Raw genomic sequence first — 17,305 nt, 5'->3', positions numbered from 1 at the left:
ACGAACGTTCCGACTTCATTCGTCTGCTTCGCCTGACTTCGGAAAAAAGCCTTACGGAATACCTTTTCCGCATGATTTTTTTCGAACGTTCTACCTCATTCTCGGATTGGCTAAAGTCGTTAAAGGACAAAACTGGTCAACGACGCATTCTTGCGCGACTCGACGCCGCTGAAGAAGGGCATTTTGGAGATTGCCAACCGGTTGGCAGCGGAATCTATGAAATGCGCATACATTATGGACCTGGATACCGGGTCTACTTCACTCGCCGTGGCAACGTCATGTACCTGCTGCTGGTTGGCGGCGACAAATCCACACAAGCACGTGATATTGACCAGGCTAAGGAAATGGCCAAGAACCTCGGCATGAGGACATGAAGATGAACGTTAAAGAAGAATTCAGACCGTACGACGTGACGGACTACCTCGATACGCCGGAAGATATGGCGGGCTATCTGGATGCTTGCCTGAGCGAAGATCAAGGCGATGGCGCTCTCGTTCTCAAAGCACTCGGCAATATCGCCCGAGCGCACGGCATGACTCAAATCTCCCGAGACATGGGAATCGATATGGACAGCCTTTCCAAAGCGCTGAGCAATGAAGGCAATCCAGACCTTGCAACCATCATGAAGGTCATCAAAGCCTTGGGACTCAAGCTCCACGCTTCGACCTGACGCCCCGCGACACATCGCCGCACCCGCACTTTTTACATCTCGCGCCCATTCAGGCTAAATGGCCGACATGAAAAAACAAGAACGTACCCTCATCAGCCTCAAGCGGCGCCGGGCCTTTGCCTGGGTTGCGTGCTTTGCGCTGCTGTTTGGCATGTTGGCGATGCCCATGACGCCGACGATGCCGCGTACGCAAGGCGAGCGGGTGGTATGGGGCAGTTTCTGTACCGGCAGCGGCACGCGGTTGGTGGCCACGCCCATTTCGTCTGCCGATCAAAGCAGCCCGGAGCGTAATGACCACGCCCTGATGGAGCATTGCCCATGCTGCTCCGGCGTTCTGTCGATGGTGGCGATTCCCGCCGACAACCAGCCGGGCTTTATCGTGTTCGTCCAGCCTATCCGCCTGCCGGATGCCGTTTTGGTGTTCCACGGGCCGCCTAGGGTGTTATGGCCCAACCTCAATCCCCGAGCCTCTCCGCGCGTCTGATCGTTCGTTCACGCTTTACTTCGCGTATCTGAATGACCTGAAGAGGCCTGCCCCATGTTGAAAAAAGTTCTGCTGCTGGCAGCTTTGCTGCTGTCCACCTGCGTGGTGGATGCCCACGAATATGAAAAAGGCCCACTGTCCATCGCTCACCCGTGGTCAATGGAGCTGCCACCGAACTCGCCCACCGTTGCCGCCTACTTTGTGATCAAAAATGGCGGTTCGGACGCCGATCGTCTGGTCAGCGTCGACAGCCCCATCGCGGGCACGGCTCAACTGCACCAGCATGTGCATCAGGACGGCCTGATGAAGATGCAGCAGGTCGAGTCGGTGGACATTCCGGCAGGTGGCACGGTGACCTTCGCCCCAATGGCCTACCACGTCATGCTGCTGGACCTGAAGGACCGCTCGAAGCTGACTTCTGGCCAGCGCTTCCCGTTGACCCTGCACTTCGAAAAGGCCGGAGACCTGGCTGTCGAGGTGGTGGTGCAAAAGGACGCGCCTGACGATTCGGCGCCTGCCCATGCCCATTAATCGCCCCTGATCATCGAAGCTTAACGCCTTTGAGCCGCTTGCCCGCGATCCGCAGTCATCACGCTGACGCCCCCCGCAAAACGTCGGGTGCGTGGCTGAGCCTGTTCGCGATGCTGATGATTTTCGTCGGCCCGCTGATCTCCCAATCGATGCCGATGGAACATCACGCGGGCATGCCGATGTCCGCGTCGATGGCTGCCGACATGGACATGGCCATGCCGATGGACATGTCGTCTGCCGATCACAGCGGACACCACGCAAAGACGGCTGACGGGGCAGGCGTGGATCATGTGATCTGGGCCAAGTGCGGCTATTGCACCCTGCTGTTCAGTTGCCCCGCACTGACCCAGACGTTGGCGGTCATTGCGCCTGTACCGCCGAAACCTGCCGACTTCTACACCGCTACCCCGCAACAGGGGCACGCTCAGCGGCATGTCTTCCCCAACGCCCGCAGTCGCGCCCCGCCCTTCGCTTCCGTCGCTTGAACATTCAGAACATTCGCACCCGCTGACGGCCATGCAGCCGTCAGCGGGTTGCACCGTGCTTATCCCTGACGGGAGCGTTTTACCGTGTCCAGACCCAACGTGTCTTTCTACAACCTGGCGTGGCGCTGGCATTTCTATGCCGGGCTGTTCGTGGCGCCGTTCATGATCCTGCTGTCGTTGACCGGGATGGTTTATCTGTTCAAACCGCAGCTCGATTCGCTGATGTACAGCGACCTGCTGACGGTCAAACCGGCCCATCACCTGCTGAGCGCCGACGAGCAGCAACAGCGTGTGCTGGCGGCCTACCCCAACGTGTTGATCAGCAAATACCTGCCGCCTGTGAACGCGCAGAGCAGCGCGCAGTTCGTGGTGAAACAAGACGGCCGCGACGTGAACCTGTTCATCGACCCCTATAGCGGCCAGATCCTCGGCACCCAGGATGCGAAGAGCAATCTGCAAGCGATGGCCCGCGAACTGCACGGCGAACTGATGATTGGCACGGTCGGCGATCGTCTTGTCGAGCTCGCAGCGGGTTGGGGCATCGTGCTGGTGGTGTCCGGCCTTTATCTGTGGTGGCCGCGAGGGCGTTCATCGGCCGGCGTGCTGTGGCCGCGGATCAGCGCCAAAGGCCGAGTGCTGTGGCGCGACCTGCATGCGGTGACCGGCTTTTGGGGGGCGGTGGCGTTGTTGTTCATGCTCTTGAGCGGCATGACGTGGACGGGGATGTGGGGCAAGGTCTACGCCGATGTCTGGAACACGTTTCCTGCGGCGATGTGGAATGACGTGCCGAAGTCCGACAAACAGGCGGGCGACCTCAACACCGCCGCCGTGCAGACCGTGCCGTGGGCGCTGGAGAACACACCCATGCCGGTGTCATCCGGCGATCACGCTGAGCACATGAATCACGGCGCCATGTCCAGCGCACCTGCCGCGCCCAGGATCACGCTGCAACGGGTCGTGGACATCGCCAATGAGCGGAAGATCGAACCTGGCTACAGCATCACGTCGCCCAAAACCGCCGACGGCGTGTTCACGGTATCGGTGTTTGCGGACGATCCTCACAACGACGCCACACTGCATGTCGATCAGTACAGCGGCAAGGTGCTTGCGGACGTCCGCTACGCCGATTACAGCGTGGTGTCGCGAGCCACCGAGTTGGGCGTGATGCTGCACGAAGGCAAGATGTTCGGCTGGGTCAACCAACTGATCATCCTGTTCATCTGCCTGATGGTGCTGCTCAGTTCGGTGAGCGGGATTGTGATCTGGTGGAAACGTCGGCCGCAAAACGGTTGGGGTGTTCCGCCGCTGCGTCATGACTTGCCGCGCTGGAAAACGGCGACGGTGGCGATGGTTGCGCTGGGTGTTGCCTTTCCGCTCGTCGGGATTTCCATGATGGCAATATGGTTACTCGATCGGATAGCCCTTTCGCGCTTTGCCAAATCGACGACAACAGCTTAGATTGCGTCCTGCGGGGCCTGGAACCTTTTTTGGGTGGTTTAGTGATGAATTCCTCCTCATTTCCGGTTTCAGGCCCCGTCTTTGTTTTTCTCTCCGACATATGCAGCGCCGTTTGAGCGCGCCCCACCAAAAACCTGTCGACCCAGACAACATCCGCACCACATCAGCGCACCCACCGCACCACGGCTCCCGCGCCATCCCACATTGGTGCGACCCCTCTCTCGATCGCGACGCTTTCATTCGATTCTGCGACGTTTTCGGCGTTGGCCCAGCCTTTGCTAAAGCCTAAGCAGACACAACCTCCGCACCGCCAACAGCATTTCCTAAAAAAATCAAAGAATGGAGCTAGCCAATGAAGCGTCGTAGTTTGCTTAAAGCGTTCACCTTGTCCGCATCGATCGCCGCTATGGGTTTGGCCTGGACCGCCCAGGCCGCCGACACCATCAAGGTCGGCATTCTTCATTCTTTGTCCGGGACCATGGCCATCTCCGAAACGTCGCTCAAAGACATGGCGCTGATGACCATCGACGAAATCAACGCCAAGGGCGGCGTGAACGGCAAGAAGCTCGAAGCCGTGGTCGTTGACCCTGCGTCCAACTGGCCGCTGTTCGCTGAAAAGGCGCGCCAACTGATTACCCAGGACAAAGTGTCCGTGGTGTTCGGTTGCTGGACGTCGGTGTCACGTAAATCGGTATTGCCGGTCTTCGAAGAGCTGAACGGCCTGCTGTTCTACCCGGTGCAATACGAAGGCGAAGAGATGTCGCCGAACGTGTTCTACACCGGCGCTGCACCTAACCAACAGGCGATTCCTGCGGTCGAGTACCTGATGAGCGAAGACGGCGGCGCGGCCAAGCGCTTCTTCCTGCTGGGCACCGACTACGTCTACCCACGCACCACCAACAAGATTCTGCGTTCGTTCCTGCACTCAAAAGGCGTGAAGGACAGCGACATCGAAGAGGTCTACACCCCGTTCGGTCACAGCGATTACCAGACCATCGTGGCCAACATCAAGAAGTTCTCCGCTGGCGGCAAGACCGCTGTGATCTCCACCGTCAACGGCGACTCCAACGTGCCGTTCTACAAGGAACTGGGCAATCAGGGCCTGAAGGCCACCGACGTACCGGTCGTTGCATTCTCGGTGGGCGAAGAAGAACTGCGCGGCGTCGACACCAAACCGCTGGTGGGCAACCTGGCAGCCTGGAACTACTTCGAGTCGGTGAAGAACCCGGTCAACACCAAGTTCGTCGCGGACTGGAAAGCCTACGCCAAGGCCCACAACCTGCCGAACGCCGACAAGGCCGTGACCAACGACCCAATGGAAGCCACCTACGTGGGCATCCACATGTGGGCACAGGCGGTCGAGAAAGCCAAGTCCACCGATGTGGATAAAGTCCGCGAAGCCATGGCCGGCCAGACCTTCGCCGCGCCGTCGGGCTTCACCCTGACCATGGACAAGACCAACCACCACCTGCACAAGCCAGTGATGATCGGCGAGATCAAGGCCGACGGTCAGTTCAACGTGGTCTGGAAAACCAAGGAGCCGATCCGTGCTCAGCCTTGGAGTCCGTTCATTCCGGGCAACGACAAGAAGCCTGACTATGCGGTGAAGAGTAACTAAGCCGCGTTAAAGGTCGCTCTTGCGTATGGCGCATGAGCGACCCGGCGCGTCGCCTGAACATCCTTCGCGAATGAATTCGCTCCCACAGGGGAATGCGATCTTCTGTGGGAGCGAATTCATTCGCGAAATGCCTCAACGCGGTTTCTCTGCTGTACGCCGACACCAAGGCCAAACGATATGCCCAGATCTCTTCTCTACCGCCTCATTCTCGCCCTGAGCCTGTTGCTGCCTTTCGCAGCCCACGCCAGCGATGCCGGTGACTTTGTCGCGGCCGAATCCTCCGAACGCGCTGAATTGCTGGAAGCCTGGGCCGCCAAGCCCGATCCGACGCGCGTCGAATTGCTGGTTGCCCTGCAGGAAGGCCGGGTGGCCGCCGACAGCAGCAACCGCGCCTTCATCCAGAACGGCGACACCTACACCGCCGTCGACCCGAATGCTCCGGCCGCAGCCGACGCGCCCAATCCTGACGAACCGCAGGCCATCAGCCTGAACAACCGTTTGCGCGGTCTGGTGGAAACAGCGCTGGCCAGCCACCAATTGCTCGCCGCCGACGCCAAGTTGCGTCTGGCCGCCGCGCTGACCCTGCAGAAAAGCGCCCGCCCTGCGCAACTGAAACTGCTGATGCAGCAAGTCGCCAGCGAGAAAGACGACACCGTTCACGCGGCCCTGAGCCTGGCGCTGGCCAACCTGCAATTGGTCGACACCAGCCCGACGGTTCGCCTCGCCGCTGTACGTCTGCTGGGCGAAACCGGTGATCCGCTGGCCCGAACCCGCCTTGAAAACCTGCTTGAGCCTAACGTCGAAACCGACCCTACCGTGCGGCTTGCCGCCGAAACCAGCCTGGCGCAAGTCAAACGCAAGCTGATGATCGGCGAAGTGATCGGCCAGGTGTTCAGCGGTATTTCACTGGGGTCGATCCTGCTGCTGGCGGCACTGGGGCTGGCGATCACCTTCGGCTTGTTGGGCGTGATCAACATGGCCCACGGCGAGATGCTGATGCTCGGCGCCTACGCGACGTACGTTGTGCAGATCATGTTCCAGCGCTACGCACCCGGCGCCATCGAGTTGTATCCGCTGGTGGCGCTGCCGGTCGCGTTCTTCGTCACGGCCTGCATCGGCATGGCGCTGGAGCGCACGGTGATTCGTCACCTGTACGGTCGCCCGCTGGAAACCCTGCTCGCGACCTGGGGCATCAGCCTGATGCTGATCCAGCTGATCCGCGTGGTGTTCGGCGCACAGAACGTCGAAGTGGCCAACCCCGAATGGCTGTCCGGCGGCATTCAAGTGCTGCCGAACCTGGTGCTGCCGTACAACCGGATCATCATCATTGGCTTCGCGCTGTTCGTGGTGGTGCTGACCTGGCTGCTGCTGAACAAGACCCGCCTGGGGCTGAACGTGCGCGCCGTGACCCAGAACCGCAACATGGCCGCCTGCTGCGGCGTGCCCACCGGGCGCATCGACATGATGGCCTTCGGGCTCGGCTCCGGCATCGCCGGGCTGGGTGGCGTGGCGCTGAGCCAGATCGGCAACGTCGGCCCTGACCTGGGCCAGAGCTACATCATCGACTCGTTCCTGGTGGTGGTGCTCGGCGGCGTTGGTCAACTGGCCGGCAGTGTCACGGCGGCCTTCGGTCTGGGCATCGCCAACAAGATTCTCGAACCGCAAATCGGCGCAGTGCTGGGCAAGATCCTGATCCTGGCGCTGATCATTCTGTTTATCCAGAAACGTCCGCAAGGGCTGTTCGCGCTCAAAGGACGGGTGATCGACTGATGAACCAGCCATTGATGGTTACCGCCGCGCAACGCGCTGGCACCAAAGTCACGCTCGCGGTGGGCGTGGTCGTCCTCGCCCTGCTGATCGCCCTCCCGCTGCTCTCGCTCTTGCCTGAAAGCAACAGCCTGCAAGTGTCGGCCTACACCCTGACGCTGGTGGGCAAGATTCTGTGCTACGCCATCGTCGCTCTGGCGCTGGATCTGGTCTGGGGCTACGCGGGCCTGTTGTCGCTGGGCCACGGCCTGTTCTTCGCGCTGGGCGGTTACGCGATGGGCATGTACCTGATGCGCGAAGCCTCGGGCGACAGCCTGCCCGCGTTCATGACTTTCCTGTCGTGGACCGAGCTGCCGTGGTACTGGGTCGGCACGCAACACTTCCTCTGGGCCATGTGCCTGGTGGTGTTGGCGCCAGGACTGCTAGCGCTGGTGTTCGGCTTTTTCGCCTTCCGTTCGCGGATCAAGGGCGTGTATTTCTCGATCATGACCCAAGCCCTGACGTTCGCCGGGATGCTGCTGTTCTTCCGCAACGAAACCGGCTTCGGCGGCAACAATGGCTTCACTAACTTCCGCAGCATTCTGGGTTTCAGCATTACCTCCCAAGGCACGCGGGCGGTGCTGTTTCTGCTCACCGTGACCTTGCTGGTTGGCAGCCTGTTCGTCGGCTGGCGTCTGGCGCGCAGCAAGTTCGGTCGGGTGCTGACCGCTGTGCGTGATGCGGAAAACCGCCTGATGTTCTGTGGCTACGACCCGCGCGGTTTCAAGCTGTTCGTCTGGGTGCTGAGCGCTGTTTTGTGTGGCTTGGCGGGCGCGCTGTACGTGCCGCAAGTGGGCATCATCAACCCCAGCGAAATGTCGCCGACCAACTCCATCGAGGCCGCCGTGTGGGTCGCTTTGGGCGGGCGCGGCACGCTGATCGGCCCGCTGTTGGGGGCCGGTCTGGTCAACGGCATGAAGAGCTGGTTCACCGTGGCCTTCCCGGAATACTGGCTGTTCTTCCTCGGCGCGCTGTTCATCGTGGTGACGCTGTACCTGCCCAAAGGCGTGATTGGCCTGATGAAAAAAAGGGGCGAACAATGAAAAGCACGCCGACTCCCGCATTCGATCCCGTGCTGGACCCGAACAGCGACGCAGGCACCAGCCGCGACGCCATCGGCTTGGGCCAAATCGCGGGCAAAGGGCTCAACACCCGACACGGCACCATTCTCACGCTGGAAAGCATCAGCGTCAGTTTTGACGGTTTCAAGGCCCTGAACGATCTGAATCTGTACATCGGCGTGGGCGAACTGCGCTGCATCATCGGCCCCAACGGCGCGGGCAAGACCACCCTGATGGACGTGATCACCGGCAAGACCCGCCCCAGCCACGGCACCGCGTGGTTCGGCGAGACGCTGGACTTGACCAAGATGAGCGAAGTGCAGATCGCTCAGGCCGGGATCGGGCGCAAATTCCAGAAGCCCACCGTGTTCGAAGCGCTGAGCGTATTCGAGAACCTGGAGCTGGCGCAGAAGACCGACAAATCGGTCTGGGCCAGCCTGCGGGCCAAGCTCAACGGCGAGCAACGCGACCGCATCAGTGAAGTGCTGGAAACCATTCGCCTGACCTCATCGATGGCGCGGCCTGCGGGTTTGCTGTCCCACGGGCAGAAGCAGTTTCTGGAGATCGGCATGTTGCTGGTTCAGGACCCGCAGCTGCTGCTACTCGACGAGCCGGTGGCGGGGATGACCGACGCCGAAACCGAATTCACCGCCGAACTGTTCAAGAGCCTCGCGGGCAAGCACTCGCTGATGGTGGTCGAGCACGACATGGGCTTCGTCGGCAGCATCGCCGACCACGTCACCGTGCTGCACCAAGGCAGTGTGCTGGCGGAGGGGTCGCTGGAAGAAGTGCAGGCGGATGAGCGCGTGATTGAGGTTTATCTGGGGAGGTAACGCAGATTTCGGATGACATCTGTGGGAGCGAATTCATTCGCGAAACGGCGGTACATCCGACGCATTTTTAGCGCCTGAACCACCGCATTGCGAATAAATTCGCTCCCACAGTGGATCGCGGCAGCCACAACAGACGAGAACGGACCTTATGCTCCAGGTTGAAAAGCTTCATCAATACTACGGCGGCAGCCACATCCTGCGCGGCCTGTCTTTTGACGTGAAGATCGGCGAAGTCACGTGCCTGTTGGGCCGTAACGGCGTGGGCAAGACCACCCTGCTAAAAGTCCTGATGGGCCTGCTGCCCGCCAAAGAAGGCGTGGTGCAGTGGGAGGGCAAGCCGATCACCGGTTTCAAGCCGCACCAGCGGGTGCACTCGGGCATCGCTTACGTGCCCCAGGGGCGCGAAATTTTCGGGCGTCTGACGGTGGAAGAAAACCTGCTGATGGGCCTGTCCCGTTTCCCCGGCTCAGAGGCCAAGGAAGTGCCGGCCTTCATCTACGAGCTGTTCCCGGTGCTGCTGCAAATGAAGCATCGCCGCGGCGGCGACCTGTCGGGTGGTCAGCAGCAACAGCTGGCGATTGGCCGAGCACTGGCCAGCCGCCCTCGCCTGCTAATTCTCGACGAGCCTACCGAAGGCATTCAGCCGTCCGTGATCAAGGAAATCGGCGCGGTGATCAAGAAGCTCGCAGCCCGTGGCGACATGGCGATTCTGCTGGTCGAGCAGTTCTACGACTTCGCGGCCGAGCTGGCGGATCAGTACATCGTCATGTCCCGTGGCGAGATCGTTCAGCAAGGTCGCGGCGAAAACATGGAGGCCGAAGGCGTGCGTGGTCTGGTCACCATTTGATGCACCGATCGGCTAAGGTAGACGCCTTCAAAGAAAGACACCGAACACTATGAACCTGCCTGCCCACACCGCCCTGTTCACACCCAGCTGGCACGCCGAGCTGGAGCTGGGCTATGGGCGCTTCGACGACACCACGCGCCCGACCCAACGTCGCCACAAAGGTCCGTTGCGGGTGCAAAAGCACCTGTACCCCGAAGGCCCGGAAGTCTGCCAGCACATCATCGTTCACCCGCCGGGCGGGATTGCGGGCGGGGATCGGCTGGACATCAACGCCAGCGTTGGCCCCAATGCCTGGGCACAACTGACCAGCCCCGGCGCCGCCAAGTGGTATCGCGCCGCGGGCCCCGCTTATCAACAGCTTGAGTTGAAGATTGCCGCAGGCGCTACGCTGGAATGGCTGCCGCAGGAGACGATTGTCTTCAGCGAGGCCAAGGCTGAATTGACCACGCGCATTGAGCTCGAAGGCGATGCGCGGCTGTTGTACTGGGACGTCGTGGCGCTCGGGCGGCCGGCCAGCGGCGAGCGTTTCGATCAGGGGCATTTTCAGGCGCATCTGGACATTCGTCGCGACGGCAAACTGCTGTGGCATGAGCGCCAGCGCATCACGGGGAATGACGGGTTGCTGGATTCGCCGGTGGGCCTGTGTGGCAAACCGGTGTTCGCGACGCTGATCGTGACCGGGGAGATTGACGCGGCGCTGATGGAACGTTGCCGCGAGCTGGCTGAACAGTCGCCGGTGCGCGGGGATGTGAGTCAGTTGCCGGGGCTGATCGTCGCGCGCTGCCTGGCCGATGAAGCGCTGCATGCAAGGGCCTGGTTGATTGAATTGTGGAAAGTATTGCGGCCTGCGCTGCTGGGCAGAGAGGCTGCCGCGCCGAGAATCTGGAGTACCTGATTTTTTGGGTTGGCTGGACCGACGTCTTCGCGAATGAATTTGCTCCCACAGGGAGATCGCGTTCCAACGGTGGACCTGCATTGCCGCGCAGAGATGCATTCCAACGGGCATATGCATTCCTTGGGAGAAATACATTTCCACTGTGGGAGCGAATTCATTCGCGAACGATCGTCCAGACAACAACGATTTAACGGGCAAACGCCCAACCGATTTAAAACGGAAGAAACATGGACCTGACGCCACGCGAAAAAGACAAGATGCTGATCTTCACCGCAGGCCTGGTGGCCGAGCGGCGACTGGCCCGGGGCTTGAAGCTCAACTACCCGGAAGCCATGGCCTTCATCTCCGCCGCCCTACTGGAAGGCGCGCGCGATGGCCAGACCGTCGCAGAACTCATGCACTACGGCACCACCCTGCTCACCCGGGAACAAGTGATGGAAGGCATCCCGGAAATGATCCCGGAAATCCAGGTCGAGGCCACGTTCCCGGACGGCACCAAGCTGGTGACCGTGCACCAACCGATTGCCTGAAACAGCCTTTTTTGAACAAGTGAAAACGAACATGACGTATACGATTCGTGACGCGCTGCTGACTGACATGCCTGCCGTGCTGGACATCTACAACGACGCCGTCCTCAACACCACGGCGATCTGGAACGAACAACCGGTCGACCTGGCCAATCGCGAAGCGTGGTTCGTAGCGCGCCAGACCCAGGCCTACCCGATTCTCGTGGTCGTCGATAACGCCGGTCAGGTGCTCGGCTATTCCTCGTTCGGCGACTGGCGGCCCTTTGAAGGCTTCCGCCACACCGTCGAACATTCGGTCTACGTACGCGCCGATCAGCGCGGCAACGGCCTCGGTCCTTTGTTGATGAAAGCGCTGATCGAACGCGCCAAGGCTTGCGACAAACACATGATGGTCGCGGCCATCGAAAGCGGAAACGCCGCCTCGATCCACCTGCACGAACGGCAAGGCTTCATCACCACCGGCCAGATGCCGCAAGTCGGCACCAAATTCGGCCGCTGGCTGGACCTGACCTTCATGCAACTGGACCTGTCGCCGGGGGCCAAGGCCCCGCCGTCTCAGGCGCCATCGCAGGGTTCGAACCCATAATCCGATAGCCCACCCTATGCCCTGATTTCTCTCTTTGAAGGAAGCCAAGTCATGAATGCTGCTCAGTTGCGACGTGTCACCGGTGAAAGCTTTGCGCATTACCGCCACGGTCTGGTGGCGTTGTTGCTGGACGCTGTGCACCGGGGCGCGTCCATCGGTTTCATGGCCGATCTGAGCGCCGACGAGGCGTATAGCTGGTGGGAGAGCATCAAGACCGAGGTCGAGCAGGGCAAGGTGCTGATGTGGGTCGTGGTGCAGGACGAGCAGGTGCTGGCGACCGTGCAATTGGCGCTGTGCCAGAAGGCCAACGGCCTGAACCGCGCTGAGGTTCAAAAGCTGCTGGTGCTGCACCATGCCCGCCGTCGCGGGTTGGCCACGCAATTGATGCAGGCGGTCGAACAGGCCGCTGCACAGCAGAAACGCGGGCTGCTGTATCTGGACACCCTGGCCGGCTCGCCTGCCGAAGATTTTTACCGCGCGCTGGGTTATGAGCTGTGCGGCCAACTGCCGGACTATGCCTGCAACCCGGACGGCGAGTACCACGCCACCGCCATTTACTACAAGTTACTGTCGAGGAAGAGCGCATGATTCCTGGTGAATACCAGATCCAGCCCGGTGACATCGAACTCAATGTCGGGCGCCGCACGATCACCCTCAGCGTCGCCAACAGCGGCGACCGGCCGATTCAGGTCGGCTCGCATTTCCATTTTTTCGAAACCAACGACGCCCTCACCTTCGACCGCGCCGCCAGCCGTGGCATGCGCCTGAACATCCCGGCCGGCACTGCCGTGCGCTTCGAACCGGGCCAGGCGCGAGAGGTTGAGCTGGTGGACCTGGCAGGGCTGAGGCGAGTATTTGGATTCGCAGGCAGAGTCATGGGCGACCTGTAGCAGCGCCGAGCTTCAAGCCACAAGCTGCAAGAAACGGCAGTCCGCGGCGTACACAATTCCGCTTTTACTTGAGGCTTGCAGCTTGAAGCTCGCAGCTCAAATTGGATTCGAGGAACGAGAATGAAGATCAGCCGACAAGCCTACGCCGACATGTTCGGCCCTACCGTCGGTGACCGCGTGCGTCTGGCCGACACCGAGCTGTGGGTCGAGGTCGAAAAGGACTTCACCACCTACGGCGAAGAAGTGAAATTCGGCGGCGGCAAAGTCATTCGCGACGGCATGGGCCAGGGCCAGTTGTCAGCCGATGACGTGGTCGACACGTTGATCACCAACGCGCTGATCATCGACCACTGGGGCATCGTCAAGGCCGACGTCGGCCTCAAAAACGGGCGCATCGCGGCCATCGGTAAAGCAGGCAACCCGGACATTCAGCCGGACGTGACTATCGCCATCGGCGCGGCCACCGAAGTCATCGCGGGCGAGGGCATGATTCTCACCGCAGGCGGCGTCGACACGCACATCCACTTCATCTGCCCGCAGCAGATCGAAGAAGCGCTTATGAGCGGCGTGACCACCATGATCGGCGGCGGCACCGGCCCTGCGACAGGCACCAACGCCACCACCGTCACCCCCGGCAAATGGCACATGATGCGCATGTTGCAGGCCGCCGAAGCGTTCCCGATGAACATCGGCTTCACCGGCAAGGGCAACGTCAGCGTGCCTGAACCGTTGATCGAGCAAGTAAAAGCAGGTGCCATCGGCCTCAAGCTGCACGAAGACTGGGGCACCACCCCTGCCGCCATCGATAACTGCCTGACCGTTGCCGACCAATACGACGTGCAGGTGGCAATCCACACCGACACCCTGAACGAATCCGGCTTCGTCGAAACGACCCTCGGCGCGTTCAAGAACCGCACGATCCACACCTACCACACCGAAGGGGCTGGGGGCGGCCACGCGCCGGACATCATCAAGGCGTGCGGCTTCCCCAACGTGCTGCCGAGCTCGACCAACCCGACCCGGCCATTCACGCGCAATACCATCGACGAGCACCTGGACATGTTGATGGTTTGCCATCACCTGGACCCGAGCATCGCCGAAGACGTGGCGTTCGCCGAAAGCCGTATCCGTCGCGAGACCATCGCCGCCGAAGACATCCTCCACGACTTGGGCGCGTTCTCGATGCTCAGTTCTGACAGTCAAGCCATGGGCCGTGTTGGGGAGGTGATCATGCGCACCTGGCAGACCGCCGACAAGATGAAACGCCAACGCGGCGCCCTACCGGGTGACGGCGAAGGTAATGACAATTTCCGGGTCAAACGCTACATCGCCAAATACACCATCAACCCGTCGATCACCCACGGCATCAGCCACGAAGTCGGCTCGGTGGAAGTGGGCAAATGGGCGGACCTGGTGCTGTGGCGCCCGGCGTTCTTCGGCGTGAAGCCGACGCTGATCCTCAAAGGGGGTTCAATCGCTGCCAGCCTGATGGGCGACGCCAACGCCTCGATCCCGACCCCACAACCCGTACACTATCGCCCGATGTTCGCCAGCTACGGCAGCGCGTTGCACGCCAGCAGCCTGACCTTCATCAGCCAAGCCGCCTTCGATGCGGGCGTACCGGAGCAACTGGGCTTGAAGAAGCAGATCGGTGTAGTGAAAGGCTGCCGCAGCGTGACCAAAGCGGACCTTATCCACAACGACTACCTGCCGAAAATCGACGTCGACCCGCAAACCTATCAGGTGAAAGCTGATGGCGTGCTGCTGTGGTGCGAACCTGCGGACGTATTGCCGATGGCGCAGCGGTATTTTCTGTTTTAACGGGGTATCGCGGGAACTCCTGTGGGAGCGAATTCATTCGCGAAAAATGGTTCGGGCGATGCACTTGTATCGTCTGGATGGGCCTCTCGCGAATGAATTCGCTCCTACAGGTCGATCTCTCTCAAGGTTCGCACGCTCAATCCCCTGTTCTTCCCGTCACGACATGGCGCTAATATGGCCCCACTTTCACTCAGCGCTTCGCCAGCAAGGTTGTACCCCCATGCGTCTTTCCGACTTCATCGTTCAGCACGTGGACCGCATTGTCGACGAGTGGGAAAAATTCGCGGCGACGCTGACACCTGCGGCGGATTCGATGAACAGTGTGGAACTGCGCGATCACGCCAAGGCCATTCTGCTGGCCGCGGCGCGGGACATGAACACGGCGCAGACCAAGTCCGAGCAGATCGCCAAATCGCAGGGCGAAGAGATCGGCAAGACCCCGACGCTGGATCAGGCGGCGGCCAGCCATGGCGAGCTGCGGCACACGGTCGGCTTTGATCTGGTACAAATGACGTCGGAGTTTCGTCACCTGCGCGCAACGGTGATCCGGTTTTGGGTTGAAAGCCTGACTTCGCCGGAGATCGCGTACTTTACGGACATGATCCGCTTCAACGAAGCCATCGATGAAGCGCTGGCTGAGTCGACGGCGGCTTACGCGGAACGTGTTACCCGTTCGCGCGACATCTTCCTGGCGATTCTGGGCCATGACCTTCGCGCGCCGTTGCAAGCCATTGGCATGTCGTCCGAAATCCTGATGCGCAAGACCACCATCAACGATGCGGACATGGCTTACATCAAGGCCATCAAAAGCAGCGGTCGGCACATGGCGACCATGGTCGGGGATTTGCTGGAGTTCGTGCGCAGCCGTCTCGGCTCAAGCCTGCCGGTCGAGCGCAAGCCGATGGAGATGACCGTGGCCTGTCGTGAGGCCATTGATGCCGCCATCGCTGGCCATCCCGACTGCGACCCGACGTTCACCTCCCAGGGCGAGACGCAAGGCGAGTGGGACCGCGCGCGGATTGACCAACTGCTGCAAAACCTGATTGGCAACGCCCTGCAACATGGTGCTTCGCCGCACACGATCAGCGTGACACTCACGGGCAGCGAGCATCACATCAGTCTGTCGGTGCACAACGAAGGCGAGCCGATTGCGCAGGAAGCCATCGGCAGCATTTTCGACCCGATGGTGCGCGCGCTCAACGAAGAAGCGGGCACGCACAACCCGTCCACTAGCCTGGGGTTGGGGTTGTTCATCGTTAAAGAGGTTGTCAACGCCCACGGCGGAAGCATCACCGTGACGTCGAATGTCGGGGATGGGACCACGTTTACGGTGGTGCTGCCGAAGAGGGGTGAAGCGCCCAGATCCACACAATCCCTGTAGGAGCGAATTCATTCGCGAGACATCTGCACGGGCGACCCAGAGGTGTCGGATGTACCGGCGCCTCGCGAATGAATTCGCTCCTACAGAGGTCCGTCGTCGCGGGCATTGCATCCTGCTCAATCCTGCAAAAACCTGCCCAGCCGCTGCTTGAGCATGCGGTTTTCGGCCCGCACCTGCTCAAGCTCATCCAGCAGGTTCAACGCCAGGGCGACGCCGTCCCATTCCATTTCCAGATCATGATGCAATTTGGCCGCGCGCTTGGCGATCGACAGCGAGTACGTGTCGAACAGCCAGTCATCCGGTTTTAGTCCCTGGGGTTCGACGATGCCGTGTTCGACAATCTCGATGACATAGGCGGCCGGCATATCGACCACCTGGCAGAACTCCTTCATGTCTACGACCAGGGTATTGCGCATGATCAGTTACTCCATTGAGCCCTCGGATCGAAAGCGGCCTTCTCGGCCAGTTTCTCCCACAGCGCTTTGGTGGCGTCATCGGTGGACTTGGGCATGACGATTTTCAACTGCGCATACAGATCGCCACGCTCGCCCTGCTTGTTCAACAGACCATTACCTTTAACCCGCAATCGCTGCCCGCTCTGACTGTCCGGACGAATGGTCAGGTTGATCTTGCCGGTCAGGGTCGGCACCGCGACCTTCGTACCCAGCGCCGCCTCCCACGGGGCCAGCGGCACGGTGATGATCAGGTCATGGCCTTCGACGTCGAAGCGCGGGTGCGGCGCCAGACGAATGGTCAGGAAGAGATCGCCATTTTCGCCCCCGGCAATGCCCGGCGCGCCTTGTCCTTTAAGACGAATGCGCTCGCCGTCGCTCACGCCCGCCGGGATCTTCACGTTCAGGTTTTTGGTGATGTCCGCCATGCGCTGGCCGTTGGCGCTGTGCTGCGGCACTTTGAAGCTGATTTTTTTCGACTCGGTGGAGAGGGTTTCTTCCAGGAAAATCGCCAGGTCCAGTTCCACGTCTTGCCCTCTACGTCCCGTGCTGCGCGGACGTCCGCCCGGCTGACCGCCACGATTGCCAAAAATAGAACTGAAGAAGTCGGAGAAATCCCCGCCCTCGAAGCCGCCACTGCCAAACCCCGGGCCTGCGCCCGCGCCACCACGGCCCTGCCAGCCCGGAGGCGGCTGGAAACGGCCCTGCTGGCCGTATTTGCGGATGTCGTCGTATTCGGCGCGCTTTTCAGGGTCGCTCAGCGCTTCATAGGCCTCGGAGGCCTCTTTGAATTTGTCTTCCGCGCCAGGCTCTTTGCTGACGTCGGGGTGATACTTGCGCGCGAGCTTGCGGTAAGCGGTCTTGATCGTCTTCTCGTCCGCAGTCGGCTCAACGCCAAGGATCTTGTAATAATCTTTGAAGTCCATCTAACGGTCACCCATTCCGGAGTCTCCAGCACAG

Annotated in this window: 20 protein-coding genes; 18 read left to right on the top strand and 2 right to left on the bottom strand. The window is 60.8% G+C overall.

The features are described from left to right. Positions 1-71 precede the first annotated feature (71 nt). The 18 genes from ACIQAL_RS17440 to ACIQAL_RS17355 all read left to right on the top strand — a co-directional run bounded on the left by ACIQAL_RS17440 (position 72) and on the right by ACIQAL_RS17355 (position 15,893). On the top strand, positions 72-374 hold the full coding sequence (locus tag ACIQAL_RS17440; RefSeq protein ID WP_401147605.1) for a type II toxin-antitoxin system RelE/ParE family toxin: 303 nt from the start codon (positions 72-74) through the stop codon (positions 372-374). Positions 375-376: 2 nt separating this feature from the next. Next, positions 377-670: an addiction module antidote protein gene (locus ACIQAL_RS17435; protein WP_401147602.1), complete on the top strand. Its 294-nt coding sequence runs from the start codon at positions 377-379 to the stop codon at positions 668-670. 67 nt (positions 671-737) lie between these two features. Next, positions 738-1,154 carry a DUF2946 domain-containing protein gene (locus tag ACIQAL_RS17430; protein WP_401147599.1) on the top strand — a complete coding sequence of 139 codons (417 nt, stop codon included), beginning with the start codon at positions 738-740 and terminating at the stop codon, positions 1,152-1,154. A gap of 54 nt (positions 1,155-1,208) precedes the next feature. Then, entirely contained in the window at positions 1,209-1,685 is a 477-nt protein-coding gene (locus tag ACIQAL_RS17425) for a copper chaperone PCu(A)C (protein ID WP_401147596.1), read from the top strand. 29 nt (positions 1,686-1,714) lie between these two features. Continuing rightward, complete coding sequence (locus ACIQAL_RS17420) at positions 1,715-2,170, top strand: DUF2946 domain-containing protein (RefSeq protein ID WP_401147594.1); 456 nt, start codon at positions 1,715-1,717, stop codon at positions 2,168-2,170. 84 nt (positions 2,171-2,254) lie between these two features. Beyond that, on the top strand, positions 2,255-3,628 hold the full coding sequence (locus tag ACIQAL_RS17415) for a PepSY-associated TM helix domain-containing protein (RefSeq protein WP_401147591.1): 1,374 nt from the start codon (positions 2,255-2,257) through the stop codon (positions 3,626-3,628). Positions 3,629-3,980: 352 nt separating this feature from the next. Further along, complete coding sequence (urtA, locus tag ACIQAL_RS17410) at positions 3,981-5,246, top strand: urea ABC transporter substrate-binding protein (protein ID WP_401147588.1); 1,266 nt, start codon at positions 3,981-3,983, stop codon at positions 5,244-5,246. A gap of 177 nt (positions 5,247-5,423) precedes the next feature. Beyond that, the gene (urtB, locus tag ACIQAL_RS17405; RefSeq protein ID WP_401147586.1) at positions 5,424-7,016 is read left to right on the top strand and encodes an urea ABC transporter permease subunit UrtB; all 1,593 of its coding nucleotides are present in this window, start codon (positions 5,424-5,426) and stop codon (positions 7,014-7,016) included. After that, positions 7,016-8,095: an urea ABC transporter permease subunit UrtC gene (gene urtC / locus ACIQAL_RS17400; RefSeq protein ID WP_401147583.1), complete on the top strand. Its 1,080-nt coding sequence runs from the start codon at positions 7,016-7,018 to the stop codon at positions 8,093-8,095. The genes urtB and urtC overlap by 1 nt, the downstream gene beginning before the upstream one ends. Further along, positions 8,092-8,946, top strand: a complete 855-nt coding sequence (gene urtD / locus ACIQAL_RS17395; protein ID WP_401147581.1) for an urea ABC transporter ATP-binding protein UrtD — start codon at positions 8,092-8,094, stop codon at positions 8,944-8,946. Before urtC ends, urtD begins: the two co-directional genes overlap by 4 nt. 148 nt (positions 8,947-9,094) lie before the next feature. Next, positions 9,095-9,793 carry an urea ABC transporter ATP-binding subunit UrtE gene (gene urtE / locus ACIQAL_RS17390; protein WP_401147579.1) on the top strand — a complete coding sequence of 233 codons (699 nt, stop codon included), beginning with the start codon at positions 9,095-9,097 and terminating at the stop codon, positions 9,791-9,793. A gap of 49 nt (positions 9,794-9,842) precedes the next feature. Next, complete coding sequence (locus ACIQAL_RS17385) at positions 9,843-10,688, top strand: urease accessory protein UreD (protein ID WP_401147576.1); 846 nt, start codon at positions 9,843-9,845, stop codon at positions 10,686-10,688. Positions 10,689-10,915: 227 nt separating this feature from the next. Then, positions 10,916-11,218: an urease subunit gamma gene (locus ACIQAL_RS17380; protein WP_081563993.1), complete on the top strand. Its 303-nt coding sequence runs from the start codon at positions 10,916-10,918 to the stop codon at positions 11,216-11,218. Positions 11,219-11,249: 31 nt separating this feature from the next. Continuing rightward, positions 11,250-11,801: a GNAT family N-acetyltransferase gene (locus ACIQAL_RS17375; protein WP_401147573.1), complete on the top strand. Its 552-nt coding sequence runs from the start codon at positions 11,250-11,252 to the stop codon at positions 11,799-11,801. Positions 11,802-11,852: 51 nt separating this feature from the next. Next, a complete protein-coding gene (locus tag ACIQAL_RS17370; protein WP_166595966.1) occupies positions 11,853-12,389 on the top strand; it encodes a GNAT family N-acetyltransferase in 537 nt (178 codons plus the stop codon). Further along, a complete protein-coding gene (locus ACIQAL_RS17365) occupies positions 12,386-12,691 on the top strand; it encodes an urease subunit beta (RefSeq protein ID WP_401147570.1) in 306 nt (101 codons plus the stop codon). The genes ACIQAL_RS17370 and ACIQAL_RS17365 overlap by 4 nt, the downstream gene beginning before the upstream one ends. Positions 12,692-12,811: 120 nt before the next feature. Then, on the top strand, positions 12,812-14,512 hold the full coding sequence (gene ureC / locus ACIQAL_RS17360; protein ID WP_401147568.1) for an urease subunit alpha: 1,701 nt from the start codon (positions 12,812-12,814) through the stop codon (positions 14,510-14,512). 220 nt (positions 14,513-14,732) lie between these two features. After that, positions 14,733-15,893, top strand: a complete 1,161-nt coding sequence (locus ACIQAL_RS17355) for a sensor histidine kinase (RefSeq protein WP_401147565.1) — start codon at positions 14,733-14,735, stop codon at positions 15,891-15,893. Between the two features lie 116 nt (positions 15,894-16,009). On the opposite strand, the gene ACIQAL_RS17350 is transcribed toward ACIQAL_RS17355, so the two are convergent. Then, positions 16,010-16,309, bottom strand: a complete 300-nt coding sequence (locus tag ACIQAL_RS17350; protein ID WP_166595969.1) for a chaperone modulator CbpM — start codon at positions 16,307-16,309, stop codon at positions 16,010-16,012. Positions 16,310-16,311: 2 nt separating this feature from the next. Continuing rightward, a complete protein-coding gene (gene cbpA, locus ACIQAL_RS17345) occupies positions 16,312-17,271 on the bottom strand; it encodes a curved DNA-binding protein (protein ID WP_401147562.1) in 960 nt (319 codons plus the stop codon). Positions 17,272-17,305: the final 34 nt, after the last annotated feature.

This window comes from Pseudomonas sp. NPDC088368, from assembly GCF_044753445.1.
GTDB lineage: Bacteria > Pseudomonadota > Gammaproteobacteria > Pseudomonadales > Pseudomonadaceae > Aquipseudomonas > Aquipseudomonas bambusae.
Note: the sequence above shows the minus strand (reverse complement) of the source record. Positions and strands in the feature narration are given on the sequence as shown.

Excerpts from the sequence above, each read along its gene's own strand:
- ACIQAL_RS17440 (WP_401147605.1), top strand. The coding sequence starts at position 72 with ATGATTTTTTTCGAACGTTCTACCTCATTCTCGGATTGGCTAAAGTCG.
- ACIQAL_RS17435 (WP_401147602.1), top strand. The coding sequence starts at position 377 with ATGAACGTTAAAGAAGAATTCAGACCGTACGACGTGACGGACTACCTC.
- ACIQAL_RS17430 (WP_401147599.1), top strand. The coding sequence starts at position 738 with ATGAAAAAACAAGAACGTACCCTCATCAGCCTCAAGCGGCGCCGGGCC.
- ACIQAL_RS17425 (WP_401147596.1), top strand. The coding sequence starts at position 1,209 with ATGTTGAAAAAAGTTCTGCTGCTGGCAGCTTTGCTGCTGTCCACCTGC.
- urtA (WP_401147588.1), top strand. The coding sequence starts at position 3,981 with ATGAAGCGTCGTAGTTTGCTTAAAGCGTTCACCTTGTCCGCATCGATC.
- urtB (WP_401147586.1), top strand. The coding sequence starts at position 5,424 with ATGCCCAGATCTCTTCTCTACCGCCTCATTCTCGCCCTGAGCCTGTTG.
- urtC (WP_401147583.1), top strand. The coding sequence starts at position 7,016 with ATGAACCAGCCATTGATGGTTACCGCCGCGCAACGCGCTGGCACCAAA.
- urtD (WP_401147581.1), top strand. The coding sequence starts at position 8,092 with ATGAAAAGCACGCCGACTCCCGCATTCGATCCCGTGCTGGACCCGAAC.
- urtE (WP_401147579.1), top strand. The coding sequence starts at position 9,095 with ATGCTCCAGGTTGAAAAGCTTCATCAATACTACGGCGGCAGCCACATC.
- ACIQAL_RS17385 (WP_401147576.1), top strand. The coding sequence starts at position 9,843 with ATGAACCTGCCTGCCCACACCGCCCTGTTCACACCCAGCTGGCACGCC.
- ACIQAL_RS17380 (WP_081563993.1), top strand. The coding sequence starts at position 10,916 with ATGGACCTGACGCCACGCGAAAAAGACAAGATGCTGATCTTCACCGCA.
- ACIQAL_RS17375 (WP_401147573.1), top strand. The coding sequence starts at position 11,250 with ATGACGTATACGATTCGTGACGCGCTGCTGACTGACATGCCTGCCGTG.
- ACIQAL_RS17370 (WP_166595966.1), top strand. The coding sequence starts at position 11,853 with ATGAATGCTGCTCAGTTGCGACGTGTCACCGGTGAAAGCTTTGCGCAT.
- ACIQAL_RS17365 (WP_401147570.1), top strand. The coding sequence starts at position 12,386 with ATGATTCCTGGTGAATACCAGATCCAGCCCGGTGACATCGAACTCAAT.
- ureC (WP_401147568.1), top strand. The coding sequence starts at position 12,812 with ATGAAGATCAGCCGACAAGCCTACGCCGACATGTTCGGCCCTACCGTC.
- ACIQAL_RS17355 (WP_401147565.1), top strand. The coding sequence starts at position 14,733 with ATGCGTCTTTCCGACTTCATCGTTCAGCACGTGGACCGCATTGTCGAC.
- ACIQAL_RS17350 (WP_166595969.1), bottom strand. The coding sequence starts at position 16,309 with ATGCGCAATACCCTGGTCGTAGACATGAAGGAGTTCTGCCAGGTGGTC.
- cbpA (WP_401147562.1), bottom strand. The coding sequence starts at position 17,271 with ATGGACTTCAAAGATTATTACAAGATCCTTGGCGTTGAGCCGACTGCG.